General features: G+C 64.2%; 17 protein-coding genes. 10 read left to right on the plus strand and 7 right to left on the minus strand.

Translation table 11 applies throughout. From position 1 onward, the window contains the following. Positions 1–32 precede the first annotated feature (32 nt). Together P6U23_RS19550 and dctA are read left to right on the plus strand one after the other, a co-directional pair. Entirely contained in the window at positions 33–1,226 is a 1,194-nt protein-coding gene (locus tag P6U23_RS19550) for a pyridoxal phosphate-dependent aminotransferase (protein WP_407181308.1), read from the plus strand. A gap of 156 nt (positions 1,227–1,382) precedes the next feature. Then, positions 1,383–2,705 carry a C4-dicarboxylate transporter DctA gene (gene dctA, locus P6U23_RS19555; protein WP_407181309.1) on the plus strand — a complete coding sequence of 441 codons (1,323 nt, stop codon included), beginning with the start codon at positions 1,383–1,385 and terminating at the stop codon, positions 2,703–2,705. Positions 2,706–2,967: 262 nt separating this feature from the next. Here dctA and P6U23_RS19560 read toward each other — a convergent pair whose 3' ends face one another. After that, positions 2,968–6,138 (minus strand): Rne/Rng family ribonuclease, encoded by a 3,171-nt coding sequence (locus P6U23_RS19560; protein WP_407181310.1) that lies wholly within the window; start codon positions 6,136–6,138, stop codon positions 2,968–2,970. A gap of 698 nt (positions 6,139–6,836) precedes the next feature. Here P6U23_RS19560 and P6U23_RS19565 point away from each other — a divergent pair. The 5 genes from P6U23_RS19565 (at position 6,837) to P6U23_RS19585 (ending at position 12,987) form a co-directional block, all read left to right on the plus strand. Beyond that, on the plus strand, positions 6,837–8,129 hold the full coding sequence (locus P6U23_RS19565) for an N-acetylmuramoyl-L-alanine amidase (RefSeq protein WP_407181311.1): 1,293 nt from the start codon (positions 6,837–6,839) through the stop codon (positions 8,127–8,129). Between the two features lie 193 nt (positions 8,130–8,322). Then, positions 8,323–10,827 (plus strand): penicillin-binding protein 1A, encoded by a 2,505-nt coding sequence (locus P6U23_RS19570; RefSeq protein WP_407181312.1) that lies wholly within the window; start codon positions 8,323–8,325, stop codon positions 10,825–10,827. A 21-nt stretch (positions 10,828–10,848) separates the two neighbouring features. Then, positions 10,849–11,031, plus strand: a complete 183-nt coding sequence (locus P6U23_RS19575; RefSeq protein WP_407181801.1) for a hypothetical protein — start codon at positions 10,849–10,851, stop codon at positions 11,029–11,031. Next, a protein-coding gene (gene prfB / locus P6U23_RS19580; protein WP_407181313.1) for a peptide chain release factor 2 occupies positions 10,974–12,105 on the plus strand; the annotation gives its coding sequence in 2 pieces (ribosomal slippage) (positions 10,974–11,042 and positions 11,044–12,105; 1,131 coding nt in all). The genes P6U23_RS19575 and prfB overlap by 58 nt, the downstream gene beginning before the upstream one ends. A 3-nt stretch (positions 12,106–12,108) precedes the next feature. Beyond that, positions 12,109–12,987, plus strand: a complete 879-nt coding sequence (locus P6U23_RS19585) for an NAD(P)-dependent oxidoreductase (protein ID WP_407181314.1) — start codon at positions 12,109–12,111, stop codon at positions 12,985–12,987. A gap of 23 nt (positions 12,988–13,010) precedes the next feature. On the opposite strand, the gene P6U23_RS19590 is transcribed toward P6U23_RS19585, so the two are convergent. Then, positions 13,011–15,158 carry a carbamoyltransferase C-terminal domain-containing protein gene (locus tag P6U23_RS19590; RefSeq protein ID WP_407181315.1) on the minus strand — a complete coding sequence of 716 codons (2,148 nt, stop codon included), beginning with the start codon at positions 15,156–15,158 and terminating at the stop codon, positions 13,011–13,013. Between the two features lie 148 nt (positions 15,159–15,306). On the opposite strand from P6U23_RS19590, the gene P6U23_RS19595 reads away from it, so the two are divergent. Further along, complete coding sequence (locus tag P6U23_RS19595; RefSeq protein WP_407181316.1) at positions 15,307–16,542, plus strand: ABC transporter substrate-binding protein; 1,236 nt, start codon at positions 15,307–15,309, stop codon at positions 16,540–16,542. Here the strand turns inward: P6U23_RS19595 and P6U23_RS19600 are convergent. The 5 genes from P6U23_RS19600 to P6U23_RS19620 are packed head-to-tail and all read right to left on the minus strand — an operon-like array spanning position 16,508 to position 22,138. Further along, complete coding sequence (locus tag P6U23_RS19600; RefSeq protein ID WP_407181317.1) at positions 16,508–17,851, minus strand: O-antigen ligase family protein; 1,344 nt, start codon at positions 17,849–17,851, stop codon at positions 16,508–16,510. The genes P6U23_RS19595 and P6U23_RS19600 overlap by 35 nt on opposite strands. A 23-nt stretch (positions 17,852–17,874) precedes the next feature. Continuing rightward, entirely contained in the window at positions 17,875–19,302 is a 1,428-nt protein-coding gene (locus tag P6U23_RS19605) for a glycosyltransferase family 4 protein (RefSeq protein WP_407181318.1), read from the minus strand. After that, entirely contained in the window at positions 19,299–20,039 is a 741-nt protein-coding gene (locus tag P6U23_RS19610; RefSeq protein ID WP_407181319.1) for an ABC transporter ATP-binding protein, read from the minus strand. Before P6U23_RS19610 ends, P6U23_RS19605 begins: the two co-directional genes overlap by 4 nt. Before the next feature lie 3 nt (positions 20,040–20,042). Next, the gene (locus P6U23_RS19615; RefSeq protein ID WP_407181320.1) at positions 20,043–21,962 is read right to left on the minus strand and encodes a glycosyltransferase; all 1,920 of its coding nucleotides are present in this window, start codon (positions 21,960–21,962) and stop codon (positions 20,043–20,045) included. A gap of 17 nt (positions 21,963–21,979) precedes the next feature. Then, positions 21,980–22,138, minus strand: coding sequence for a hypothetical protein (locus P6U23_RS19620; protein WP_407174071.1), 159 nt, complete (start codon positions 22,136–22,138; stop codon positions 21,980–21,982). Between the two features lie 116 nt (positions 22,139–22,254). Here P6U23_RS19620 and P6U23_RS19625 point away from each other — a divergent pair, with 116 nt between their 5' ends. Together P6U23_RS19625 and P6U23_RS19630 are read left to right on the plus strand one after the other, a co-directional pair. Continuing rightward, positions 22,255–23,127 carry a DUF6502 family protein gene (locus P6U23_RS19625; protein ID WP_407174073.1) on the plus strand — a complete coding sequence of 291 codons (873 nt, stop codon included), beginning with the start codon at positions 22,255–22,257 and terminating at the stop codon, positions 23,125–23,127. After that, positions 23,124–24,359, plus strand: coding sequence for a DUF5666 domain-containing protein (locus P6U23_RS19630; protein ID WP_407174075.1), 1,236 nt, complete (start codon positions 23,124–23,126; stop codon positions 24,357–24,359). Before P6U23_RS19625 ends, P6U23_RS19630 begins: the two co-directional genes overlap by 4 nt. The last annotated feature ends 60 nt before the right edge of the window (positions 24,360–24,419 follow it).

The raw sequence follows: 24,419 nt of genomic DNA on the forward strand, positions 1-24,419 counted from the left end.
GTTCCCGGCGCAAACGGACATAGCAGATATCCATGCTTGAAGCGACTGTGAGGAACCGTCTGGAACTGCTGCAGGCCGCGTCCCGCCGCGGCGATGTTCCGCCGTTCATGGTGATGGATGTGATGGCGGCGGCCGAGCGAATCGAGGCCGCGGGCGGCCATGTCATTCACATGGAGGTCGGGCAGCCGGCAGCTCCTGCGCCCGGGAGTGCGATTGCCGCCGCTCACCGGGCGCTCGATGGCGCACGGATCGACTACACCTCCGCCCTCGGCATCCTGTCGCTGCGCCAACGCATCGCCCGCCATTACCGAGATACTTATCGTTGTCCGGTCGATACCGGGCGAATCGTGGTCACCACGGGCTCGTCCGGCGCGTTCATCCTGGCGTTTCTCGCCGCCTTCGAACCCGGCGACCGCGTCGCGGTCACCGTGCCCGGCTATCCGCCCTATCGGCACATCCTCACGGCGCTCGGCTGCGAGCCGGTGTTGATCGAAACCTCAAGCGAAACCCGGCACGCGCTCACAGGCGAGGCGCTGCTTGCGGCACACCGCAAGAAGCCGCTCAAGGGCGTGCTGGTCGCAAGTCCCGCCAATCCGACCGGTACCATGATGTCCAGGGAAGCCATGACCGGGCTGATCGCGGCGGCGGAAGACGCCGGCATTCGCTTCATTTCGGACGAGATCTACCATGGCCTCGACTACGCCTTTCCGGCGGTGACCGCGGCGGAGCTGTCGCCGCATGCACTCGTCATCAACTCGTTCTCGAAGTATTTCTGCATGACCGGCTGGCGGATCGGGTGGATGGTGGTACCGGAGGCGCTGGTGCGACCGATCGAACGGCTGCAGCAGAACCTTGCGATCTCGGTACCGACCTTGTCGCAATTCGCGGCGGAGGCGGCCTTCGATGGGACCGAGGAGATGGAGGCGGTCAAGCGCGGATATGTGGAAAATCGTCGCATCCTGATCGAAGGCTTGCCACGGGCAGGGCTGACCAAATTCCTGCCCGCCGATGGAGCCTTCTATCTCTATGCGGACGTATCCGACTTTACCTCCGACAGCCTTGCCTTTGCCAGGCAGATGCTCGAGGAGGCGCATGTCGCGGCGACGCCCGGCATCGACTTCGATCCGCTCCACGGCCGCAATTTCCTGCGCTTCTCCTACGCCCGTTCGGCCGACGATATGCGCGAGGCGGTCGCCCGGATCGGGCGCTGGCTGGGTAGGGCATGACCTGATCGCGCGGGTCGATTGCGCTTCACAAAGCCGCAACGGGCATTGACTCCGTTGACATAATTGGCCTTGGGTGCTTGCGCCGGGGATGAGAACGCCGCCTGCGCGTAAGCGCAGTCGCGGCTCGTATCGTAGTTTAGGGAAGAACAGAACCTCATGGCAACCATCACAACCGCGGCGCCGGCGCAGCCGTCGCGCCGCTGGTACAAGATTCTCTACGTCCAGGTGCTGATCGCGATCCTGATCGGCGTCCTGGTCGGCTGGCAGTGGCCCCATCTGGCGACCAGCGACTGGGTCAAGGCGCTTGGCGACGGCTTCATCAAGCTGATCAGGATGGTGATCGCGCCGATCATCTTCTGCACCGTGGTCTCCGGCATTGCGCATATTCAGGACGCGAAAAAGGTCGGCCGTGTCGGCATCAAGGCGCTCGTCTATTTCGAGGTCGTGTCCACCTTCGCCCTGACGGTCGGCCTGATCATGGGCAATGTGTTTCAGATCGGCCACGGGCTCGCGGCCAAGCCGGATGCCGCGGCGGTGGCCAACTACGTCAAGCAGGCGGAGGCCTCCAAGACCGTCGATTTCATCCTCAACATCATTCCCGACAGCGTGGTTGGGGCGCTGGCGCGCGGCGATATTCTGCAGGTGCTGCTGTTTGCCATCCTGTTCGGCTTCTCGCTGATGGCGCTGGGTGAGCGGGGCGAGAAGCTGCGCGGCATGATCGACGATGCCGCGCACGCGGTGTTCGGCGTGATTGCCATTGTCATGAAGGCGGCGCCGGTCGGCGCGTTCGGCGCCATGGCCTACACGATCGGCAAATTCGGGCCGTCCGCGCTCGGCAATCTGATCGGGTTGATCACGCTGTTCTATGCCACGGCGGCGCTGTTCGTCGTGATCGTGCTCGGCCTGATCGCGCGCTTTGTCGGCTTCTCCATCTTCAAGTTCATCGCCTACATCAAGGATGAGCTGCTGATCGTGCTCGGCACGTCTTCCTCCGAAAGCGCGCTGCCGCAGTTGATGGAAAAGCTGGAGCGGCTGGGCTGTTCGAAGCCGGTGGTCGGCCTCGTGGTGCCGACCGGCTACTCCTTCAATCTCGACGGCACCAACATCTACATGACGCTGGCGACGCTGTTCATCGCGCAAGCGCTCGGCGTCGACCTGACCTTCGGCCAGCAGCTCACCATCCTGGTCGTGGCGATGCTGACTTCGAAGGGCGCAAGCGGCGTCACCGGTGCGGGGTTCATCACGCTGGCGGCGACGCTGACGGTGGTCAATCCGGCGTTGGTGCCGGGCATGGCGATCGTGTTCTCGATCGACAAATTCATGAGCGAGGTGCGTGCGCTCACCAACATCACCGGCAACGGTGTCGCCGCGGTGTTCGTGTCCTGGTGGGAAGGCGAACTCGACCATGCCACGCTGCACGCACGACTGAACCAGCAAGTCGATCCCACCGACGTCGAGACTGCGGTCACGACGGGGTAGGCGGCTTCCATCCGTCATTCGGAGGCGCGCGCCCGAACTCGGGTTTACCCGAGTTCGGTTTGTTTGCTGTCCAGGTCGGCAACAGCCGACTTGGATGCGAAGCCGGAATCTCGCGCCGCAACCTCTGGGTTTGCGGGTTCGCTCGCTTTGCGAGCGCCTGGGAATGACGGGTGAAGAGAAGGCTGCGGACGACGAGGCAAAACAAAAACCGCCCGGTTCTGCCGGGCGGTTTGTCATTTCAAGACAGCGCTCTTCGGTACGGCTACTCGCTTCGGCCGAAGCGACGCGACCACCAGCCGGCCCGGCGTGGCGGGGCGGTCTCCGTGGGCGTCTCGGCAGCAGGCGCCGCTGGCGCGGACGCCGGTTCAGGCGACGGAGCAGGCTCGGCCTGGCTCACGGGCGCCGGCGCAGGTTCGGCTGCGGGCGCTTGCTCGGCCTCGCCCGGCCCGGTCGCGGACAGGAAGGTGACCTTCTCGCGCACGGTCGAACGTCGCGGCGCATGCTTCTCGGGTTCCGCGGCATGCTCAGGGCTCGCCTCCGCCGTTGGTGCGCCCGCCGCTTCCTGCGCGGCAGGTTCGGGCGCGGGCTGTGGTTCGGGAGCCGGCGCAATGGGTCCCGGCTGTGCCTCGGGTAGCGTTGCAGGCGAGGTGCCGCTGTCGAAATCGGCAACCGCATTGACGGCTTCGGAGTCCGGAGGCGGCGCGAGTTCGTCGGCGATCGAGCCGGCCAATCCTTCGTCCGTGCCGCCACCGCCGCGTCGGCGCCGACCGCCACGACGGCCCCGGCGGCGCGGTCGCCGCTCGCCGCCCGCAGCCTGATCGGCGCGCGCAGCGGCTTCCTCGGATTCGTCCTCTTCGGCTTCGCCTTCCTCGGCCTGCGCCTCGGAAACGGCGCCCGGCTCGGCAAAGATGCCTTCCTGCTCCTCGCGCGGCGCGCCTTCGCGAGCCTCGGCACCGCCGCCGCGGCCACGCCGGCGCCGACGCCGCCTGCGGCGCGGACCTTCCTGCGGCGCTTCGCCTTCGCCGCCCTCCCGGGCCGAAATTTCGTCGGAGAGCCCCTCCGTCTCCTCGGTTTCCACCTCGGATTCGCTTTCGATGTCGAAGGGCTCTTCCTCCTCGTAAATCTCCTCGGTCGGCGGCGGGGCGGCGGCCGCCTGCGCGGCCAGCAGCGCCTTGGCGGCCTCGAGCGTATGAACCTGCTCGCCGCGATCGATGATGTAGGATTGCTGGCCGCTCACGGTCGGATCCGCGATCACCGAGAGAGTGACCTTGAAGCTGTTCTCGAGGTCGCGCAGGTGACCGCGCTTGTGGTTGAGCACATAGAGCGCGACATCGGTACGGGTGCGGACCACGAGATTGTGGGTCGCGCCCTTCATCAGGATTTCCTCGAGGCCCCGCAAGAGCTGCAGCGCGACCGAGGAGACCGAGCGTACATGGCCGGTGCCGCCGCATTGCGGGCAGGGCTCGGTCGAACTCTCGAGCACGCTGGCGCGGATGCGCTGGCGCGACATTTCCAACAGGCCGAAATGCGAGATGCGGCCGACCTGGATGCGCGCGCGGTCCTGCCGCAGGCAATCCGACAGCTTGCGCTCGACCGCGCGATTGTTGCGCTTCTCATCCATGTCGATGAAATCGATGACGATCAGGCCGGCGAGGTCGCGCAAACGAAGTTGGCGCGCGACCTCTTCGGCCGCCTCCAGGTTCGTCTTCAGCGCGGTGTCCTCGATGTGGTGCTCGCGGGTGGCGCGACCGGAGTTGACGTCGATCGAGACCAGCGCTTCGGTCTGGTTGATCACGATGTAGCCGCCGGAACGCAACTGCACGACCGGTGAGAACATCGCGTCCAACTGGCTTTCCACGCCCATGCGCGAGAACAGCGGCTGGCCGTCGCGATATTGCTTCACCACCTTCACGTTGGAAGGCATCAGCATCTTCATGAAGTCGTGCGCTTCGCGGTAGCCGGGTTCGCCGGCGACCAGGATCTCGTCGATCTCCTTGTTGTAGAGGTCGCGCAGCGAGCGCTTGATCAACGAGCCTTCCTCATAGACCAGGGTCGGCGCCTGCGACTTCAGCGTGGTGTCGCGCACGGTCTCCCAGAGGCGAAGCAGATATTCGAAGTCGCGCTTGATCTCCTGGGGCGTGCGCGAGGCTCCAGCGGTGCGCAGAATGATGCCCATGCCCTCCGGCACATCCAGATCCTGCACCACTTCCTTCAGCCGCGAGCGGTCCTGGGCGGAGGTGATCTTGCGGCTGATGCCGCCGCCGCGTGCGGTGTTGGGCATCAGCACCGCGTAGCGGCCGGCCAGCGACAAATAGGTGGTCAGCGCGGCGCCCTTGTTGCCGCGCTCTTCCTTCACGACCTGCACCAGCATCACCTGGCGCCGCTTGATGACTTCCTGGATCTTGTACTGGCGGCGCGGGCGGAACGAGCGCTCCGGCACTTCCTCCAGCACGTCGTCGCCGCCAACGGACTCGACGAGGTCTTCCTCGGTCTCCTCGGCCTCGTCGGTTTCCTCGTCCTCTTCGTGAGCGTCCTCGTCGGCGGGCGCAGCCGCCTGCTCGTCAGCGGGCGACGCGGCCTCGTGCTCGGCGGCATGTTCGTCGGAGGCATGCTCGACGTCGGAGGCCTCGGAGGAGGCATCCGCGCCGTGCTGAAGCGTCTCGATTTCGTCCTTGGTGTGGTCGTCGACCTCGTGAACCTCGGGGACTTCCAGCACGTCAGGCGCAACGGCCGCTACGGAGGCGGGAACTTGGCGCGAAGCTGCAGCCGGGACGGCGTCCTCGGCGGCCTCATGCGCGTCCTCGGCATGCACCTCATCGCCGTGTTCGTCCTGATCATCGTGATCGTGATGGTCGTGATCCTGGTGATGCGCATGCTCATCGTCGTGATGGTCATGTTCATGCGCCTCGTCACGGGCCGCGGCATCGTCATGCCCTGCGTTCTCATGCGGTGCTGTCGCTTCGGCACCGGCGTGCAGATGCTCGGCGGTCTCCTGCGGGTCGGTGGCCTCGCTGCCGGAGGCAGCCTCCGCACCCTCGACGATCTCGCTCCTGATGCGCTCGTCACGGTCGCGCCGGCGCGAGCTGCGATGGCGAGAACGACGGCGGCTGGAACGGCTTTCGGTCTCTTCCTCGGCCTCGCGATGGGCACGCTCTTCGGCCTCGATCAGCGCTTGGCGGTCGGCGACCGGGATCTGGTAATAGTCGGGATGGATTTCGCTGAAGGCCAGAAAGCCGTGACGGTTACCGCCATATTCGACAAAGGCCGCCTGCAGTGACGGTTCTACCCGAGTTACCTTGGCCAGGTAGATATTGCCGCGGAGCTGCTTGCGCTGGGCGGTCTCGAAATCAAACTCTTCGACGCGATTGCCGCGGACCACGACAACCCGGGTCTCTTCCGGGTGGGTGGCATCGATCAACATTTTGTTGGGCATCTTTAAACTCTTGAAGGCGGCGCGCGCGGATCACGGGAAGCGCATATCGCGCCGCCGGGTGACGCGACGGTCCACCTGATTCGGGGGTGAGGGGAAGGCCGAAACGCAACCCGGGACGCCCAGCCGAACCCTGCGGGAGGAGGCGTCGCGTGGAGCGTTGGCTCCGCATCGGCGCGGGTCTTCCGCTGGTTTTCATCGGCATCACAGTCTGGCGCATCAAGCGTCGGCCCGTCTGGAACAGTTGGCGGCAGAAGCGGCCGCCTTATCGGTTGCTGACAACCCGTGCGGCGCTTGGGGCGCTCGCCTTTGGATCACAGGGGACCCTTGTCCGGGGTCCGGTATCTGGCCATGCCGCCGCTCGAAACCGTCCCTGGAACAAAATCGCCTGGGACTGGACGCCGCTCGGGCTCGAAACCGCTTCTCCAGATTGGGCCGCGCGGCTCGCGCTGGCTTTGCGGAGAAGTCGGAAACGCTGGAATCTTCAAAAACGGAAGGTTCCGGCGCTGCACCGGGAGGCTGAACGCGACACAACCGGCAGTAATGGCCGTCAGCACAGGTTACATACGAGGATTGGCGCCCCTGCGCAAGGGAGCGTCGCTTGGCCGCCACACTTACCTTTATTCAGTGTTGTTGCGTTAGGGTATCATTAACCCTGCGGTTCTATTGCGGTACAAGGGCCGCTCGGAGGCACGGATTCGGTGGCGAGCCACGCAAAACCTCATCTTTTGCTGGGATGCGCCGTGCTGTGCGCTGCAGCATTGTCGTGTGCCGGGTTGAGCTCGGCTCGTGCCGAAAATCAGGCGCCCATCGTTGCGCCGAGCTTCCCGGTCGCCTCCGATGCCAGGCTCGCTGGCGACACCAAGCTGACCCGATTCGTCCTGGATCTCGACAAGCCGGTCCAGTTTCGGGCGTTTACATTGGCTGACCCCTATCGGGTCGTGGTCGATATCCCCCAGCTCAATTTCCGCCTCCCGGCCGGAACCGGCGCCAGCGGGCGCGGTCTGGTCAAGGCATTTCGTTACGGCCTGGTGATGCCCGGCGGTTCGCGGATTGTCATCGATCTCGCCGGACCGGCGCGCATCGCCAATTCCAGCATGCTGGACGCCGCCAACGGCCAGCCGCCGCGATTGGTGCTTGAATTGCAGGAGGTTGACCGGGAAACCTTCATGCAATCGATGAGCACGGAGGGGCGGTCCGACTCGAAACCTGCGCTTGCCGAAGGCGCCGCGGCAACGGCTGCTCCGGAAGCCGCGCCTGCGACAAAGCCGGCCGCGCCGGCGCCGGATGCGCGTCCGGTGGTCGTGATCGATCCCGGCCATGGTGGCGTCGACAACGGCACCCAATCGGGGGGCGAGGCCGAGAAGAACCTGGTGCTCGCTTTTGGGCTGGCGCTTCGTGACCGGCTCGAGCAGAGCGGCAAATACCGGGTGGTGATGACCCGGACCGACGACACCTTCATCCCCTTGAATGACCGGGTGAAAATCGCCCGCAGCCAATCGGCGGCACTGTTTGTGTCGATCCACGCCGATGCCCTGCCGAAACACGAAGGCGATGCGCAGGGGGCGACCATTTACACCGTTTCCGATAAAGCCTCCGACGCGGAGGCAGAGCGGTTGGCCGAGGCGGAGAACCGGGCGGATGCGATCGGAGGGGTCAATTTGACCGACGAACCGACCGAGGTTGCCGACATTCTGATCGACCTCGCGCAGCGGGAAACCCGCACCTTTTCAAACCGTTTCGCACGCCTCTTGATGGGCGAGATGAAGAACGCCACGCGCATGCATAAGCACCCTCTGAAGTCCGCCGGCTTCCGGGTGCTGAAGGCCCCCGATGTCCCCTCGGTCCTGGTCGAACTCGGCTATGTCTCGAACAAAGGTGATCTCGAGCACCTCGTCTCGGAAAGCTGGCGCAATCGCACCGCCGGCTCGGTGGCCCAGGCCATCGACGCCTTTCTGGCCAAGCGATTGGCCACCGCCGGGCCGGCGAACTAATGCGAAACCCGACAAGCCCTAGTTTGGCCACAGCGGCGGTCGTATAGAAGCCGCTGCGAGGCGTTTTGGGAATCACCGAGGTCCCGCCTCGCCGACGGGCTCCTGAGTCGGACGTAGGAATGCCGGCACGCTCACTCGTCAAACGGAAGGCGCCATCTGCTCCGGCGCATGGGTTGGAACGGATAAATTAAGCATGCGCTTGCTGGTGCGCTTCCTGGGTTTCCTGTTCGCCGCTGGAACGGTGATGTTCCTGGTCGCCGTGGCGGCCGTGGCGGGATTGATCTGGCATTTCTCCAAGGACCTGCCGGACTACTCGCAGCTCCAGGATTACGAGCCGCCGGTGATGACGCGCGTCCACGCCGCCGACGGCTCGCTGCTGGCTGAATACGCCAAGGAGCGGCGGCTCTATTTGCCGATTCAGGCGGTGCCGAAACTCGTCATCAACAGCTTCCTCGCGGCCGAGGATAAGAATTTCTACGAGCACGGCGGCGTCGACTATTCCGGCATGCTGCGCGCCGCGATTCTCTACGTGCAGAATTACGGCTCCAACAGACGTCCGCAGGGCGCCTCGACCATTACCCAGCAAGTCGCAAAGAATTTCCTGCTCAACAACGAGGTGTCGTTCACCCGTAAGATCAAGGAAGCGCTGCTCGCGATGCGCATCGAGCGCACCTATTCGAAGGACAAGATCCTCGAGCTGTATCTGAACGAAATCTATCTCGGTATGGGCGCCTATGGCATCGCCGCGGCGTCGCTGGTCTATTTCGACAAATCGGTCAACGAGCTGACGATCGCGGAAGCAGCCTATCTGGCGTCGCTGCCGAAGGCGCCGGCAGCGCTGCACCCGGTGCGCAATCATGACCGCGCGGTCGAGCGGCGCAATTACGTGATCGACCGCCTGCAGGAGAACGGCTGGATCAGCACGGCGGACGCCGACAAGGCGCGCAAGTCGCCACTGGTCGTCACCTCTCATCCGACCTCGGCGCACATCTTTGCCGGCGAGTATTTCGCCGAGGAAGTGCGGCGCGACATCTTCGAGCGGTATGGCGAGAAAAAGCTCTACGAGGGGGGCCTGTCGGTCCGCACCACGCTCGATCCCAAGATCCAGATGGAGGCGCGCAAGACCATGGTCGCCGGCCTTGTCAACTATGACGAGGCGCAGGGCTACCGCGGTCCGATCTCCAAGCTCGACATCTCCGGCGACTGGGGCGTGAAACTCGCCGAAATCAAGTCGCTGTCCGATATTTCGCCGTGGCGGATGGCGGTGGTCCTCGAAACCAGCGAGCAATCGGCGCGAATCGGCTTCCAGCCGGGCCGCGAACTCGGCGGCGCGGTCAGCAAGCAGCGGGAGACCGGCATCATCACGCTCGACGGTGTGCGCTGGGCGAGGACGACATCGGGCTCCACAAGGGGCCGCGCGCCGACGGCGGTCTCGCAGGTGCTTCAGCCGGGCGACGTGATCTATGCCGATCCGCTTTACAAGGACGGCAGTCCGGTCGAGGGCCAATACCGGTTGCGGCAAGTGCCGGAAGTGTCCGGGGCCATGGTGGTCATGGATCCCAACACCGGGCGCGTGCTCGCCATGGTCGGCGGCTTCTCCTTCGACCAGAGCCAGTTCAACCGCGCCACGCAGGCCTATCGCCAGCCGGGCTCGTCCTTCAAGCCGATCGTGTATTCGGCCGCCCTGGACAATGGCTATACGCCGTCGACCCAGGTGATGGATGCGCCGATCGAAATCGATCAGGGGCAGGGCGCCGGGATTTGGCGCCCGGAGAACTTCTCGTCCGGCAAATTTCAGGGACCGACAACGCTGCGGAACGCGCTGCGCCTGTCACTCAATACGGTGACGGTGCGGCTGGCGCAGGACATCGGCATGCCGCTGATTTCCGAATATGCCCGGCGCTTCGGCGTCTACGACGAATTGCCGAACTATCTCTCCTATGCGCTGGGTGCCGGCGAAACCACGGCGCTGCGCATGGTTACGGCCTATTCCATGATCGCCAATGGCGGCAGACGCGTGAAGCCGACCCTGATCGATCGCATCCAGGATCGTTACGGTCACACCATCTTCAAGCATGACGCCCGCGAATGCCGCGGCTGCGACGCGCCGGACGGTTGGCACAACCAGCCCGAGCCGCAACTCGTCGACCGCCGTGAGCAGGTGCTGGACAACATGACCGCCTACCAGATCACCTCGATGCTGGAAGGCGTTGTGCAGGCGGGTACGGCAACCGTGGTCAAGGAAGTCGGCAAGCCGATCGCCGGCAAGACCGGCACCACCAACGAGGCCAAGGATGCCTGGTTCGTCGGCTTCTCGCCGGACGTCGCGGTCGCCATCTACATGGGCTACGACAAGCCGCGGCCGCTGGGCAGGGGCAATGCCGCAACCGGCGGCCACCTGGCCGCGCCGATCGCGCGTGATTTCCTGAAGCTCGCGCTCGCCGACAAACCGGCTATCCCGTTCAAGGTTCCCGCCGGCATCAAGCTCGTACGCGTCGATGCCAGGACCGGCATGCGCGTCGGCCCCGGCGATACCGGACGAACCATCCTGGAAGCGTTCAAGCCGGGCACGGCCCCGCCGGATAATTACAGCGTGATCGGTGTCGCCGATGCCGACGGCAACCGCATGCCGGGCCCGCCGGGAGCACCTCCGGATGCCGGCTACATCATGCGGCCGGGCACCGGCGGGCTTTACTAGCCAAATCGAGTCTTAAATTAGTTGATTGAGGCGGCGGCGATTGCGCTTTGGGCATCCCGCCGCTACATGCACAACGACACGATCGCGGCGGCCGATGCCGCCAAGAGCAAAGAAATCCAAGCAAAGAAATCCAAGCAGAGAAGTCAATGCGCGCCGAAATCGAGCGGTTGGTTGAAGAGATCAAGCAGTCAGTCGGGCTGCTGAGGAGGCATCTTTGACGTCGAAACATCGACGGCGCGATTGGCTGAGCTGAACAAGCTCGCCGAAGATCCCAATCTCTGGAACGATCCCCAAAAGGCACAAAAGCTGATGCAGGAGCGCACCTCGCTGGAGGATGCGTTGTCCGGCATCGGCAAGGTCGAGCGCGAGCTCGCCGACAATGTCGAGATGATCGAGCTCGGCGAGGCCGAGGGCGACGCCGGCATTGTCGCGGAAGCCGAGGAAGCGCTGAAGGGCCTGAAAAAAGAGGTGGCGCGGCGCGAGCTCGAGGCGCTGCTCTCGGGCGAGGCCGACCGCTTCGATTCCTATCTCGAGGTTCATGCCGGCGCCGGCGGCACCGAGAGCCAGGACTGGGCGCAGATGCTGCTGCGCATGTACACGCGCTGGGCGGAAAAGCGCGGTTTCAAGATCGAATATGTGGAAGAATCCCAGGGCGAAGAGGCCGGCATCAAGTCCGCCACCGTCCAGATCAGCGGCCATAATGCTTATGGCTGGCTGAAGACCGAGGCCGGCGTGCACCGCCTGGTGCGGATCTCGCCGTTCGATTCCAACGCGCGGCGGCACACCTCGTTCTCCTCGGTGCAGATCTTCCCGGTCATCGACGACACCATCAAGATCGACATCAAGGAATCCGACGTCCGCGTCGACACCATGCGTTCAGGCGGCGCCGGCGGCCAGCACGTCAACAAGACGGAATCGGCCGTCCGCCTCACCCATATCCCGACGGGCATCGCGGTGGTCTGCCAAGCTGGCCGGTCCCAGCACAAGAACCGGGCGCAGGCCTGGGACATGCTGCGTGCCCGCCTCTATGAGATCGAGCTGAAGAAGCGCGAGGAAAAGGCCGCCGCCGAACAGGCCGCGAAGACCGATATCGGCTGGGGACACCAGATCCGCTCTTATGTGCTGCAGCCCTATCAGATGGTGAAGGATTTGCGCACGGGCGTGCAGACCTCCGACACCTCGGGCGTCCTCGACGGCGATCTCGACGAGTTCATGGCGGCCGCGCTGGCCCAGCGCGCTTTCGGCACGGCGCCGGGCGAAGTCGAGGACGTGGACTAAGCCATGCCGCGTGTTGCGTTCATCGGTCTTGGACGCATGGGCCACGGCATGGCGGGCCGCTATCTCGATGCGGGCTTTGCGGTCACGGTGTGGAATCGCAGCAAGGCGAAGGCAGAGGATTTGATCGCCCGCGGTGCGCGATGGGCAACTTCTCCTGCGGATGCCGCAATCGACACCGATGCGGTCGTGACCATGGTCGCGGACGACGAGGCCTCGCGGGCCGTTTGGCTTGGCGAGGATGGCGCCGCGACGACCATGAAGGCCGGAACGCTCGCGATCGAATGCTCCACCGTGTCGCATCGCCATGCGCTTGACATGTCGCGCGAGCTCGACAGCCGTGGCCTGATCTATATCGACTCTCCGGTGACCGGCTTGCCCGATGCGGCGGCAAGCGGAAACCTCACGCTCCTGGTCGGTGCCGATGCTGCCGATCTGGAAAAGGCCCGGCCTTTTCTCGAGCCGATCGGCGCGACGATCCGGCATTTCGGAGCCGTCGGCACCGGCACCGTCTACAAGCTGATCAACAACCTGATGGGCGCGATCCAGATCGCCGGCATCGCCGAAGGCCTCGCCATCGCCGAGCAGGCCGGTCTCGACATGAAGCTGGTGCTCCAATCGATCGAGACGGGCGTCATTGCCAGCCCTCAAGTGATCCGGCACTCCAAACGCATGGCCGCGCGCAACTTCGCCGACGCGACGTTTACCGCCACGCTGCGGCACAAGGATGCTGCTTATGCGGTGGCGCTGGCGGAGAGTTTGCTCGCGGACAAGCCACTGATGAGCCGCGCAGCGGTGGAATCCTACGCGCGGGCGAAGGCGATTGCGCCCGATGACGACGAAGCCAAGATCATCGAGCTGGTGTCGCGGGCGAAACGCGAGTAGCCGATCGCTGCTCTCTACACATCCTACCGCCCGGCCTGCCACTCCGCGGACCAGCCTTTGAATCGCCCGCTGTCGCGCGCGCCGCCGTGCCAGGCCGCGTAAACCGCACCATCGCTTGCCACCATGAACACCGCGTCCAGCCCCTTGGAGCGGCGCAGCGTCTCGATCGCTTGTCGCGGCGTCTGCGCGATGGGACCGGCGACATTGAATGAGGTATTGACCGACATCTCGACACCGATATGGCGGCCGAGAGCTTTCAAATAGGCATAGGTGAGGGGATCGTCGGCGTCGCGGACGATCTGGATGCGTCCCGTGCCGTCGCCATGAATGACGGCCGGAATCTTCTCCCGCGCGTGCGGCTTCGAATGCGCCGTCAGCACCATGTAGTTGTAGGCATTGTAGTCGGCGTCGGAGGCTCCCTCCTGCAACTCGAAATAGTCCTGCGCCGCTTGCAGCGTCGCCATCGGCGCCAGCGGGCGGATCGCTTCGCGGTACTTGACGCGCTCGTTGAGCTTTTCCCGGGCATGGGGATCACAGGGATTGGCCAGGATCGAGCGATGGCCGAGCGCGCGCGGGCCGGTTTCGGCCGGACCTTGGTAAAGGGCGATCACGCCGTCCTTCGCGATGATGAAGGCCATCAGGTCGGCGATGGCCTCGCGGCCATCGATGGTCGAGACATCGCCGATGCGCTGTGAGGCAACGTCGTCTGCCTCGAGTGCCGCCTCAATCTCGGCGCGCGAAGGCGGCGTGCCGCAATAGAACGCATGCGTCAGCGGCGCACCGCGCGGGCTGCCGGCAAGATGCGCGAACAGCCAGGCGGCGCCAATGGTGACGCCGGCATCGCCCGGCACGGGTGGCACCCACAGATGCAGGCGTGCGTTCCGATTTTGGTTTTGCGCAAACCAGGCTTCATCGAAATGCTCGAGCAGCCGCATATTCCCGAGCGCATTGAGCGCGACGCCGCCCGTGAGCACCAGTCGATTGGCGCCGGTGATCCGCAACAAATGATCCACCACATGGATCATCGCGTCCTCGAATACGAGCTGCGTCGCAGCCGCCTTGTCCAGGCGGTCCTGTGTGTCGGGCCTGTGTTCGATGTCCTCGACCCGCAGCACCGCGTCGGGATTCCAGAGCTGGTCCGGCCTGAGCGGCTCGCCCAAAATCTCGATCAGCTCGCGTTTGTAGGGATGTTCGAACGGGTCGCAATACCAGTTGGCGAGGGCACGGTTGAGCCGCACCTCGCCATCGGGCTCGAGCTGCAGCACCTGCTTCAACCGCGCATAATAGGGATTGGTGGCGCGGCTCATGTCGCCCCAGGCGGCGGCGCCCATGTAGCGCCCTTCACTGGAGAGCCAGGTCCAGCCGCCTTGCGTCGACGAGATCACGCTGTAGAAGGCGCCGAGCGAGTCGAACATGCTCTCGTTGCAATAGAGCCGCCGCATCGCGCCGTTCTTGATGATATAGAGCGAGACCGAGCCAAGGTCGCCGGTGCCATCGAGCACGGCGAGTGCGACCGGCTCGCCGTCGTCGGTGAAGGGCGAGGCGGCAAAGGAAAACCAGGCGTGATTGTCGTGGTGCGCCAGCGTGATCAACTGAACAGGATCGGCGAGGCCGAGCTGCCGCGCCAGCTTCTTCGGTGTCCGCGTCATCTCGTCCATGCGCCGCCCGTCGAAGCCGGTCGCTTCAAGACGCCGCGCGAGTTTCAGGCTTTGCGGAAACTCCTCCAGCAGTGAGCGGAACATGGTGCCGGCCAGCGTCGGATAGTCCCAAGAGGTCAGCCAGGCGAAGATATCGGTGACGTCGCGCCCCATCCCGCGCAGGAACGCCGCCATCGCATCAATCGATTTTTGCGGAAATTCCGAGGTGTGCTTGTTGCCGGAAAAGCGCTCCTCCTCATTGTTGAGCAGAAGCCGGGGGCCGTTCGCTTGCGTGACCTCCACCAGCGCCACGCCCGAATTATGCGTGCCCGGTGCGCCGATCCCTGCGAGATAGAGCGCTTCGCCGCGGGCGAGTTTTTGCCGCGCGAGCGCGAGGCGCTCCTTGGCAAAGCGTGAGTCGAGCTGATGGAAACCGGCTCGCCCCATCGTGTGCCTGGCCAGCCACTGCGCGAAATCGAATGCCGCCTTGCCAAGGCGCGGATGTCGCGGGCCAATCCGTCTCTTCAGTTCCAAGATCAAAAACCCCGATTGCTCCGCCTGCATCAATCATAAATGTGGACAGCCAACAATGCCGTTTCGCGGCACGGGATAAGCAGTGCTTGCCAGGTCAGGCGGGCCTTGCGAGACTGCCGGTAAAAGAAAATCTGGTCGGGAGGTTGCGATGCCGGGGTGTCTCAGGAACTTTGTTGCTGTGATTGCGCTTGCCGTATCGGCCGCGCTCGCCACCGCCGCCCACGCCGAGAAGAAATACGATCCCGGCGCCAGCGATACCGAAATCAAGATCGGCAACATCATGCCTTACAGCGGACCCGCCTCGTCCTATGGCGTGATCGGCAAAACGGAGGCCGCCTACTTCAACATGATCAATGCGCAAGGCGGCATCAATGGGCGCAAGATCACCTTCATCTCCTATGACGACGCCTACAGCCCGCCGAAGGCGATCGAGCAGGCGCGCAAGCTGGTCGAAAGCGACGAGGTCCTGCTGATCTTTCAGTCGCTGGGCACGCCGTCGAACTCGGCCATGATGAAATACATGAACGCCAAAAAAGTGCCGCAGCTCTTCGTCGCGTCCGGTGCAACCAAATTCGGCGATCCCAGGAATTTCCCCTGGACCATGGGTTTTCAGCCCAATTACCAGAGCGAGGGCCGGATCTACGCCAAGTACATCCGAGAGCATTATCCCGACAGCAAGATCGCCGTGTTCTGGCAGAACGATGATGCAGGGCGGGATCAGTTCAAGGGCCTCAAAGATGGACTCGGCGACAAGATCGACATGATCATCGCCGACAAGTCCTACGAGGTGAGCGATCCCTCGATCGACTCCCAGATCGTGGCGCTGCACGATTCCGGCGCCGATATTTTCTTCTCCTGGGCGGCGCCGAAGGGCTCGGCACAGGCGATCCGCAAGGTCGGCGAGCTCGGTTGGAAGCCGAAATTCTTTCTTGCCAACACCGCAACCACCATTGCTTCCGTCCTAAAGCCGGCTGGCCTCGAATATTCCAAGGGGATCATCTCGACGGCATACGTAAAGGACCCCACCGATCCGCGCTGGAAGGACGATCCCGGCGTACAGAAATGGCGGGATTTCATGGACAAGTATTATCCGGATGGCGACAAGGCCAACGCCAATAATGCCTATGCCTACGTGGAATCACAGGCGATGGTGCAGGTTTTGAAACAGTGCGGCGACAATCTCACGCGTGAGAACGTGATGAAGCAGGCCGCCAATTTGAAGAATTTCGCCAGCGACATGCTGCTGCCGGGGATCACTATCAACACCTCGCCGGACGATTATTTTCCGATCGAACAGATGCAACTGATGCGCTTCAACGGCGAGAGCTGGGAGCTGTTTGGCGACGTCATCACCGGTGAGGTCGGCCATGCGCGGAGCCACTGACCTGGACCTGCGGCGACCCTGTACCGAGATTTGGCTGGCTGGTGTCGCTGCGGTCCCGCAGCGACACGCCGCCGGCAATGCCGACGCCCAGGACGTACATCCAGCCCTCGTGAAAATCGAACAGATGCGAGTTGAGGAGTGAGCTCACGAAATTCTGGACCACGACCACTAGCCCGATCCATGACGCCAGATCTCGCCCGGAAAACAGCAGGAGATGGCTCAACCACATCGCGTAGAGAACGATAACGCCAAGCAGTCCCCATTGCACCGCGGCGTTGAGGGTCTGATTGTGCGGATTGTTCACCACATCCGCGCGCAAGCCGGTTTGTCCGATCGCGTCCTGCTCGAACAAGTGCCTGATCGAGCCGGTACCGTGGCCGAGCAGCGGTGCGCCGGCAATGAATCTGATCGACTTGCGCCAATAGGTCAGCCGTTGCGCCGTCGACGCCAGGCTATTGGTCTCGTAGGCCTGATATTCAATCGCGATGTCGCCGATCCGCTGGCGCAAGTAGGGCGACGTCGTCCAGACCAGCAGGCCGGCAATGGTGACCGCGGCAAGCAGGGCGTGAGCCGTACGCCGATCGAGGTATCGTGCGGCAAACATCACCAGAAGCACCGGCATGTAGATCAGCGCGGTCCGGGCCGAAACGATGAACAGCATGTTGGCGAGAAAGGCCAGGATCAGCACGAGATAGCCGAGCAGAGTCGGTAAGCGTCGCTGTCGCGCGGCGACCAGGGTCGGACAAGCCAGGACAAAGATGCAGACCGCGAACTCCTGGCTTTGGTCGATGTAGTTCTTCACCGGAACGCCATCCGAGACGGTTGCTGTGATCTTCAGTGCTGGATCGAACAGCACGATCCAGGACAGCAGCAGCAACAAGGCGCAGGAGGCGACAAAGGCGACGAGGACCCCGAGGCCGCGGCGCGACTGCTGAAAGAAGTACAGCAGGAAAGGAATGAGCAGGAGCTTGGAAACCGGGTTGATGCCGTGCAGGCGTGCTGCCCATGCGGCATCAGACCAGAGCGTGCCGATCGTGGCGAGTGCGACGAATGCAAGGGGCAGGGCAGCCGCTGGATGCAGCAGGTTGCGGCCGAAGGCCTTCCAATCCATGAGGGGGAGGACGAGGAACAGCCACAACAGAATGAAAACAGTTGGCGCAGTCGTCGACCACGGCAGTGAGGCCGCCGTCAGCACGACCAGGATGTCGGTGACCCGGAGATACGTCCCCGAGCAGCGCCATGCGCGGTGCTGCTCAAACCGGCGGGCCGGCAGGGGCGTGGCGCGCGACAGGCCAGGCTCGATCGTCATGGGCGGCGAGCGTCTCGGAAATCTCAAGTCCCGTGCGTGGCGAGATCGTTGAGCGCGGCAGATGGCGCGGAGGTCTTGGCCAGAGCAACCACGTTTTCGGGGCCGGCGTGGTGTGCGAGGAAATCGCGGGCCTGGGTGTGGTGGCCGAAACGCACGGCCAGCTCCTCGCGCCGTGCCCGGATCTTGTTTCGCCATTCCTCCTGCTGCGCCAAGACCCGCGTGACGGATGCGCAGATCGACTCGGTCGAGAAGGGGTCGAAATAATCTGCGAGCTCGCCTGCCACTTCGCGAAACACCGGAATGTCCGAACACAACACCGGCGTATTTGCGGCCAGAGCTTCGATGATCGGCACACCAAATCCTTCTGCGAGGCTCGGCATGATCAGGCCATGCGCCTCAGCGATCAACGCCGCCTTGTCCTGTTCGTCCACGTAACCTGCAAGCCGCACGTTGGACGGCAAACTCCTGATCGGATGTGCGGCACCTGTATAGCCGATCACGACGAGGTCGGCGTGCGGCAATTTCCGAAAGGCACGGATCACCGAGTTCAGGTTCTTGCGCGGCTCCGCCGACACGATGATGACGAAGGTCGGCCGCGCGGAGCGGGCTGCGGCCGGCGTGGGCCGTATCGCGTCCGACGCATCGAAGCGCGTGCGCGGATAGACGACGCGGGCCGGCAGGTGCGCGAATTGCGGAAGCAACTGCCTGAACCGGTTCATGCTGTAGTTCGAGACGAATGCCAGTTCGTCGGCCTGGTGCAGGCTGGTCAGCAGGCGTGACAGAAACAGGCGCGTCGCGACGTCGCTGAGCCTGAGATCAGTGAGCGGCAAGAGATCGTGAACGACACAGATCACCCTGGCATCGGGATTGTGTGTGATCGCGACCCGTGTCGGCGTGTCGACCAGAACGATGTCGTAGCCGCGCGCGTCGATCCGCGGTGCCGGCAACCGCAGCAGCGCCGACATGTCCTGATAGCTGTAGAACCCAGGTTCGAGCAGGAAATCGCGGAACAATTTGAGATGGCGCAGGTCGGTCGGGATGTATTCGAGGCCGACGGTATTGTTCTCGATCAGCCGAGCGCGCAAGCCCAGCAGCCCGATGGCCCGGAGGAAGCAGGAGGCGAATTCCCAGGAGGTGGCGAGATGAATGCGTTGCCTGAACCACGCGATCGTGCGGCGCAGGGTGCTCCGCATCATCGGCTCAGCCATGTTGGTTTCGTCCAGGAAACGGTAGAGCGCCAACAGCTCGATCGCGCGCGAATCCGCCGGAAAGAGCGGTGTTCGCCGTTGTCGCCGTCGCAGCCGTCGATAGCGGCGCGTGGTTTCGACCAGCAGGGTGAGCTCGTGGCCCTCCGCAGCCAGTGACCGGACCAGTTCGCGGGTGAAGTGAAAGATGCCACGCTTATGGTTTGGCTCGCCGAGCGCTTCGCTGACAACCAGGATCTTCTTCATGCGCGCTTTTCTCGCAGGTCCTTCTGGCGAACGGAATTCTGATCGACCGGGATGGTGCTGACGATGCGGCCGTGATCGAGTTTGATGATGCTGGTGCAGATGCGCTGCAGCAGCGCCTGATCATGCGACGCGATGATCACGATCGCGGCCATCGAGACCAGCTTCAGCAGCCTCTGTTCGGCTTTGGCCGAGAAGTTCTCGTCGACCACGCTGAGCCACTCGTCGAGCAGGAGGATATCGGCCGGAAACGCCGTCGCCGTCGCGAACAGCACGCGCATCAGCATGCCCGAGGAGAACATGCGCAGCGGCAAATGCCGCATGCGTTCTTCGAGCTCGGTGAAAGCCCATATCTCGTCGACGATTGCCGGCGTCGGCTTTCGTCCGCCGATGCGCAGCAGCAGGCTGATATTGTCCGCCGCCACGAAGTCCAGATTGGCGCCTGCGTTCAGGCCGAGCAACGGCACGATACTGCCGTCGACCTCGACCTGGCCGCAGGTCGCCGGGTAGACGCCGGCGATCAGCCTCAGCAGCGTCGATTTGCCGGAGCCGTTGGGGCCGAACAGGCCGATGCGCGCGCCGGCTGTCGCTTCGAGCGACAGATCGTCGATGGCGCGGATCGTTCGCGCGGTGCTCGTCTCCCCGATCAGCGGCCCGAGGAGGCGACGCTTGAGCGAGAAGTCGTAGGCGCCATAGAGCGGATAGTCGAGACAGACATTGTGCAAGCGGATGCCGGCCATGGGTCAGATCCAGAACGCGGCTCTGCGCAGATGGACAACGGTGAACCAGCCCGCGAAGGCAAGCGCGGCAAGGCACGCCAGCACATAGGCGATGCTGATGATCGGAACATGGCTGTTCGCCAAGGGCTCGCGCCAGACAGCGAACAGGTGCGTCAGTGGATTGAGGCGCATGATGGCGGAGTCCTGATTGACCATCTCCGGCGACCAGATGACCGGCGAGGACAGAAAGGCCAGCGTCAACGTGGATTCGATAATCGGCTTCAGATCGCGGAAGCGCGTGGCCACGGCGCCGATGACAAGGCTCAGTCCGAACGTACAGGCGACGAAAAGTACAAATCCGGGGAGGGCGGCGAGCACCGCTTTGAGATCCATCGGGCTCAGGACGAGCCAGAGGAGCAACGGCACGGAGAGATTGTGTAGGGCGAACAATGCCTGCCGGAAGCAGCACTGCAGCAGGAAAATGACCGGTGACAAGGCGCGATCCCTGATCAGGCTCGCCGAGTCCTGCAGCGCCGTCGTGGAATCGAGCACCACGCTGTTGAGGAAATTCCAGGCGGTCAGGCTGAGCGCGAGCATGGGCAAGCGCGAGATGGTACCGCCGCCCGAGAAATGGCCGATCACTGATCCCAGCACGGCGACCATTATCGCCATCTGGATCGACATCCAGAACGGACCGAGCAGTGAGCGCACATAGCGGTGACGCATGTCGGACCAGGCCAGCGCCGCCGCGATCCGCATCGCGCCGAGCAGGCCGGTCGGCGGCGATCGCAAAGCACGGGCCGGTTGCCGTGAGGCTATCGCCTGCCGATAAACCTCCTCGATTCCCTCCTGGAACGCAGCGGTGGAATATTTCGTCGCGGCGCGATGTCGTGCGGCATCGCCCATGCGGCGTCGGCGCTCCGGATCGGCGATCAAGCTGTTGATCGCCTCCGCAAGTCGCGTCGGATCGCGCGGCGGCACGGTAATCGCCTCGATGCCGTCGCGGGCGACATGCGGTACGGCGGTATCAAGCGACGTGTTGATGATCGGACGGCCCGCGGCCATCGCTTCGAGTTGCACCAGTCCGAAGGTTTCGGCATCAGTAACCGACGGCATAACGAACACGTCCGCGATGCACATGAACTTTGCGAGTTCGTCATCCGGAACGGAGCCGAGCAGGCGCACACGGTCCTGAACACCAAGTTCGCGGATTAGCCGTTCGAGGCGCTCGCGCTCGCGACCTTCGCCGACGATCCACACCTCGAAACTCTGGTTGACCGCCGAACGCACCAGCACGTCGAAACCCTTGTAGGGAACGAGCCGGCCGCAGGCGAGCACGAGGCGTCCGCGACCATTAACGTGAGGAGGCCGCCGCGGTGGCCACTCATATTTGGAGATGTCGATGCCGAACGGCACGACGTGGCATTTGTCGGCAAATTCGCGCAGCAGCGGCGTGCCGCCTACCAGCGCGCGATCGGACACGATGATCGCGTTCGCCCGCTGCAGCGTTCGCCGCATCAGCGGCTGCACCAGCCATCGCAGCGAGGAATGCGAGACGATGTCGGCATGCCAATGCACCACCAGCGGCCGCTTCCGCGCAAATCCCGGCGCGAAGACGAGATCGGCGAGCGGAAACGGCGCATGCAGCGCCAGCAGATCATGCTCGGCGATGCGGCGCCACAGGCGCAACGGATAGGTCGGGGCCAGAGGAAGCGACAGGACATCCCCGAACGAGCGCACGCGCTCGACCGGCACGTCGTTCACGATGAGCCGCCGTTGTCCGCCCGACTTGGAGCAGACGAGCACGTTGGCTGCGAATTTGTGCTTCAGGCCCGCGCAAATAGCCCGGATCACGGAAAGCGTTCCACCGAACAGGTCGGGGTAATAGACCTTGAAGATGTGGAGCACCGACGGGCGGCGGGACAAATGGCGAAGGGGGATCACGATGGACCTCGCGCCGCTCAACCGATCAGACAGCCGGCAAGATAGGGCAGGGCAAGCGCGAACATCAGAAGCGCGCCGAGTACGATGATGGAGAGCATGACCTCGACGACCGTGCCGCGTCGGGTGGGACCACTTTCTGCTGCATTGGGAGAGTGAGCGGTGTCGTGACGAGGCATGCGTCGGGTTCCCCGTGGTTGATGGGCGTCGTATATGTGGGAAAAATTCACACGTCAACCAAGTTTGCGAAAAAAGTGGGATTGTATCCCACGAGAGGGACCGCTACAGTTTTGCCATGAATGCCAAATCCCGGAGCTCGAAGCCGGCGTCGCATCAGCCAATCGCCGCGCCGAAGCTGCACGCGCCGCTCGCGCGCCTGCTGCGTCCTTTGGTCCGGCTCTGCATTCGCAGCGGGATGACGTTTCCGGCACTGGCCCAGCTCTTGCGTGAGCTGTTCGTCAATGTCGCCGAGCACGATTTTGCGCTCGAGGGAAAGGAGCAGACCGACAGCCGTGTCAGCCTGCTCACTGGCATTCACCGCAAGGAGGTTGCGCGGCTGCGCGGGGCCGGCGCGCCGGTGAACGAGACGCCGGCCACGCTGTCGCGCACCAGCGCGATCATCGCGCGCTGGCTCGCTGCACCCGAGTTCACTGATGCCAAGGGCGAGCCGCTGCCATTGCCGCGCACGGCGGCGAACGATGCGCCGTCATTCGAGTCGCTGGTCGCTTCGATCACCAAAGACGTTCGTCCGCGCGCGGTGCTCGATGAGTGGCTGGATCGCAAGCTCGTCACCATCAACGACAATGACCAGATCGTCTTGGTGGAGACCGCTTTCGTGCCGCGCGGCGAGGACGATCGCAAGTGGCATTATCTCGGCCGCAACCTGCATGACCACATCGCGGCGGCCGCGGACAACGTGTCGTCGGCGACACCGCCCTTCATGGAGCGCGCGGTGCACTATGACGGCCTCTCGCCCAAGCTGGCGAAACGGCTGGAGGCGCGCTCGCGCGAGCTTGCGATGGAGGTGCTGAAGACCGCCAACCGGGAAGCCAATCGCGCCCTCGCCAAGGACAAGGGCGGCAACAGCCGCTGGAATTTCGGCGTCTACGTCTATCGCGATGATCCGGATGGCGGTGGCGAAGAGCCGGGCGAAGGCGATCAGCCGTGACGAAATGGCCGATCATTTCGCGCAGGTCTCTGCTCGCGGGACTTTGGCTCGCAGGATCGTCGTCCGTTTGGGCGCAGAACCGTCGCGGCGGCGATCATGGCATCGGCGGCACAGGCCTCAGTGGTGATCACGGGATCGGCGGCACCGGAATAACCGGCGGTGACCATGGCATCGGTGGCACCGGCATCGTCGGCGTGATCCAGCGTTTCGGCAGCATTTACGTCAATGGCGAGCGCATCAGCTACGACCCCAATGTGCCGGTGCGGATCGATGGGGCGGTGGCATCCGCGAAGGCACTGCGGATCGGACAGGTCGCGCGCGTGGTCGCCCAACGCAGGGCCGATGGCACGTTGACCACGCGCGGCATCGACATCGTCAGCGAGGTCGTCGGACCGATCGAGAATGTGAGAGCCGGCGAGTTGACGGTGCTCGGGCAGCGGGTGATCTCCTCCGGCAGTGAAAGCTGGCGTCGGGCCGGTACGCATGTCGCGGTCTTCGGGCTGCGCCGCACCGACGGGGTGGTTGTCGCAAGCCTGATCGAACCGCGCCGCGATAACGCGACCCGCGTCGCGGGCCTGCTGGAACGGGAGCACGGCGAGCTCCGGATTGGCGGACTGCGCGTTGACGGCGTGAACGCTGCGCTGGTTGGGCAGCGCGTTCAGGCCGAGGGCCATCTCGCGCAGGGTGTCATGCAGGTCTCGCGCGCGCGGGCGGATGATCTTTCCGATCTCGCCGGAACCAGCCGCCTGCTGATCGAGGCCTATGTGCGGCGCTCGGGCTCCGACCTGGAGTTGGGCTCGGGCTATGTGGCGCGGGACGTGTCGCGCTTTTCGCCGACGTCAGGCGAAGCGCGCGTCGTCGTAAACGCCGTACGCGACAGTTCGGGCGGCCTGCGGGTCGAATCCGTCCAGTCCGTCAGCAGCTTCCCGGGAGCGTCGATGCAAGGCCCACGCGGTCCGGGCGGCGTTCAGGGTCCGATGTCCGGTCCTGGCGCTGGGCCCCACAGCCCCGGCTATCCGCCTGGCGGTCCCGGAGGCCCGAACGGTGGTCATGGCCAAGCCATCGGGCCGGGTGGCCCGTCTGGTCCTGCTCCTGGTGGCACGCCGCCGGGGCCTGGAGATTTAGGGCCTCCCGGCGGCGGCCCGGGCGGTCCGCTTGGCGGACCTGGTGGAGGCCCCGGTCCTGGCGGATTCGGAGGAGGCCCCGGTGGATTTGGCGGCGGCCGGCATTAGCGGGTGCCGCGACTCCACGGCACCGGGCCGCGATCTGATCGAGATGAGATGTGAAGGTGG

It is taken from the genome of Bradyrhizobium sp. STM 3562 (assembly GCF_045571435.1).
GTDB lineage: Bacteria > Pseudomonadota > Alphaproteobacteria > Rhizobiales > Xanthobacteraceae > Bradyrhizobium.

What these genes read in the sequence shown, in the direction of transcription:
- P6U23_RS19550 (WP_407181308.1), top strand. Translation starts at nt 33, where the DNA reads ATGCTTGAAGCGACTGTGAGGAACCGTCTGGAACTGCTGCAGGCCGCG.
- dctA (WP_407181309.1), top strand. Translation starts at nt 1,383, where the DNA reads ATGGCAACCATCACAACCGCGGCGCCGGCGCAGCCGTCGCGCCGCTGG.
- P6U23_RS19560 (WP_407181310.1), bottom strand. Translation starts at nt 6,138, where the DNA reads ATGCCCAACAAAATGTTGATCGATGCCACCCACCCGGAAGAGACCCGG.
- P6U23_RS19570 (WP_407181312.1), top strand. Translation starts at nt 8,323, where the DNA reads ATGCGCTTGCTGGTGCGCTTCCTGGGTTTCCTGTTCGCCGCTGGAACG.
- P6U23_RS19585 (WP_407181314.1), top strand. Translation starts at nt 12,109, where the DNA reads ATGCCGCGTGTTGCGTTCATCGGTCTTGGACGCATGGGCCACGGCATG.
- P6U23_RS19595 (WP_407181316.1), top strand. Translation starts at nt 15,307, where the DNA reads ATGCCGGGGTGTCTCAGGAACTTTGTTGCTGTGATTGCGCTTGCCGTA.
- P6U23_RS19600 (WP_407181317.1), bottom strand. Translation starts at nt 17,851, where the DNA reads ATGACGATCGAGCCTGGCCTGTCGCGCGCCACGCCCCTGCCGGCCCGC.
- P6U23_RS19605 (WP_407181318.1), bottom strand. Translation starts at nt 19,302, where the DNA reads ATGAAGAAGATCCTGGTTGTCAGCGAAGCGCTCGGCGAGCCAAACCAT.
- P6U23_RS19610 (WP_407181319.1), bottom strand. Translation starts at nt 20,039, where the DNA reads ATGGCCGGCATCCGCTTGCACAATGTCTGTCTCGACTATCCGCTCTAT.
- P6U23_RS19620 (WP_407174071.1), bottom strand. Translation starts at nt 22,138, where the DNA reads ATGCCTCGTCACGACACCGCTCACTCTCCCAATGCAGCAGAAAGTGGT.
- P6U23_RS19625 (WP_407174073.1), top strand. Translation starts at nt 22,255, where the DNA reads ATGAATGCCAAATCCCGGAGCTCGAAGCCGGCGTCGCATCAGCCAATC.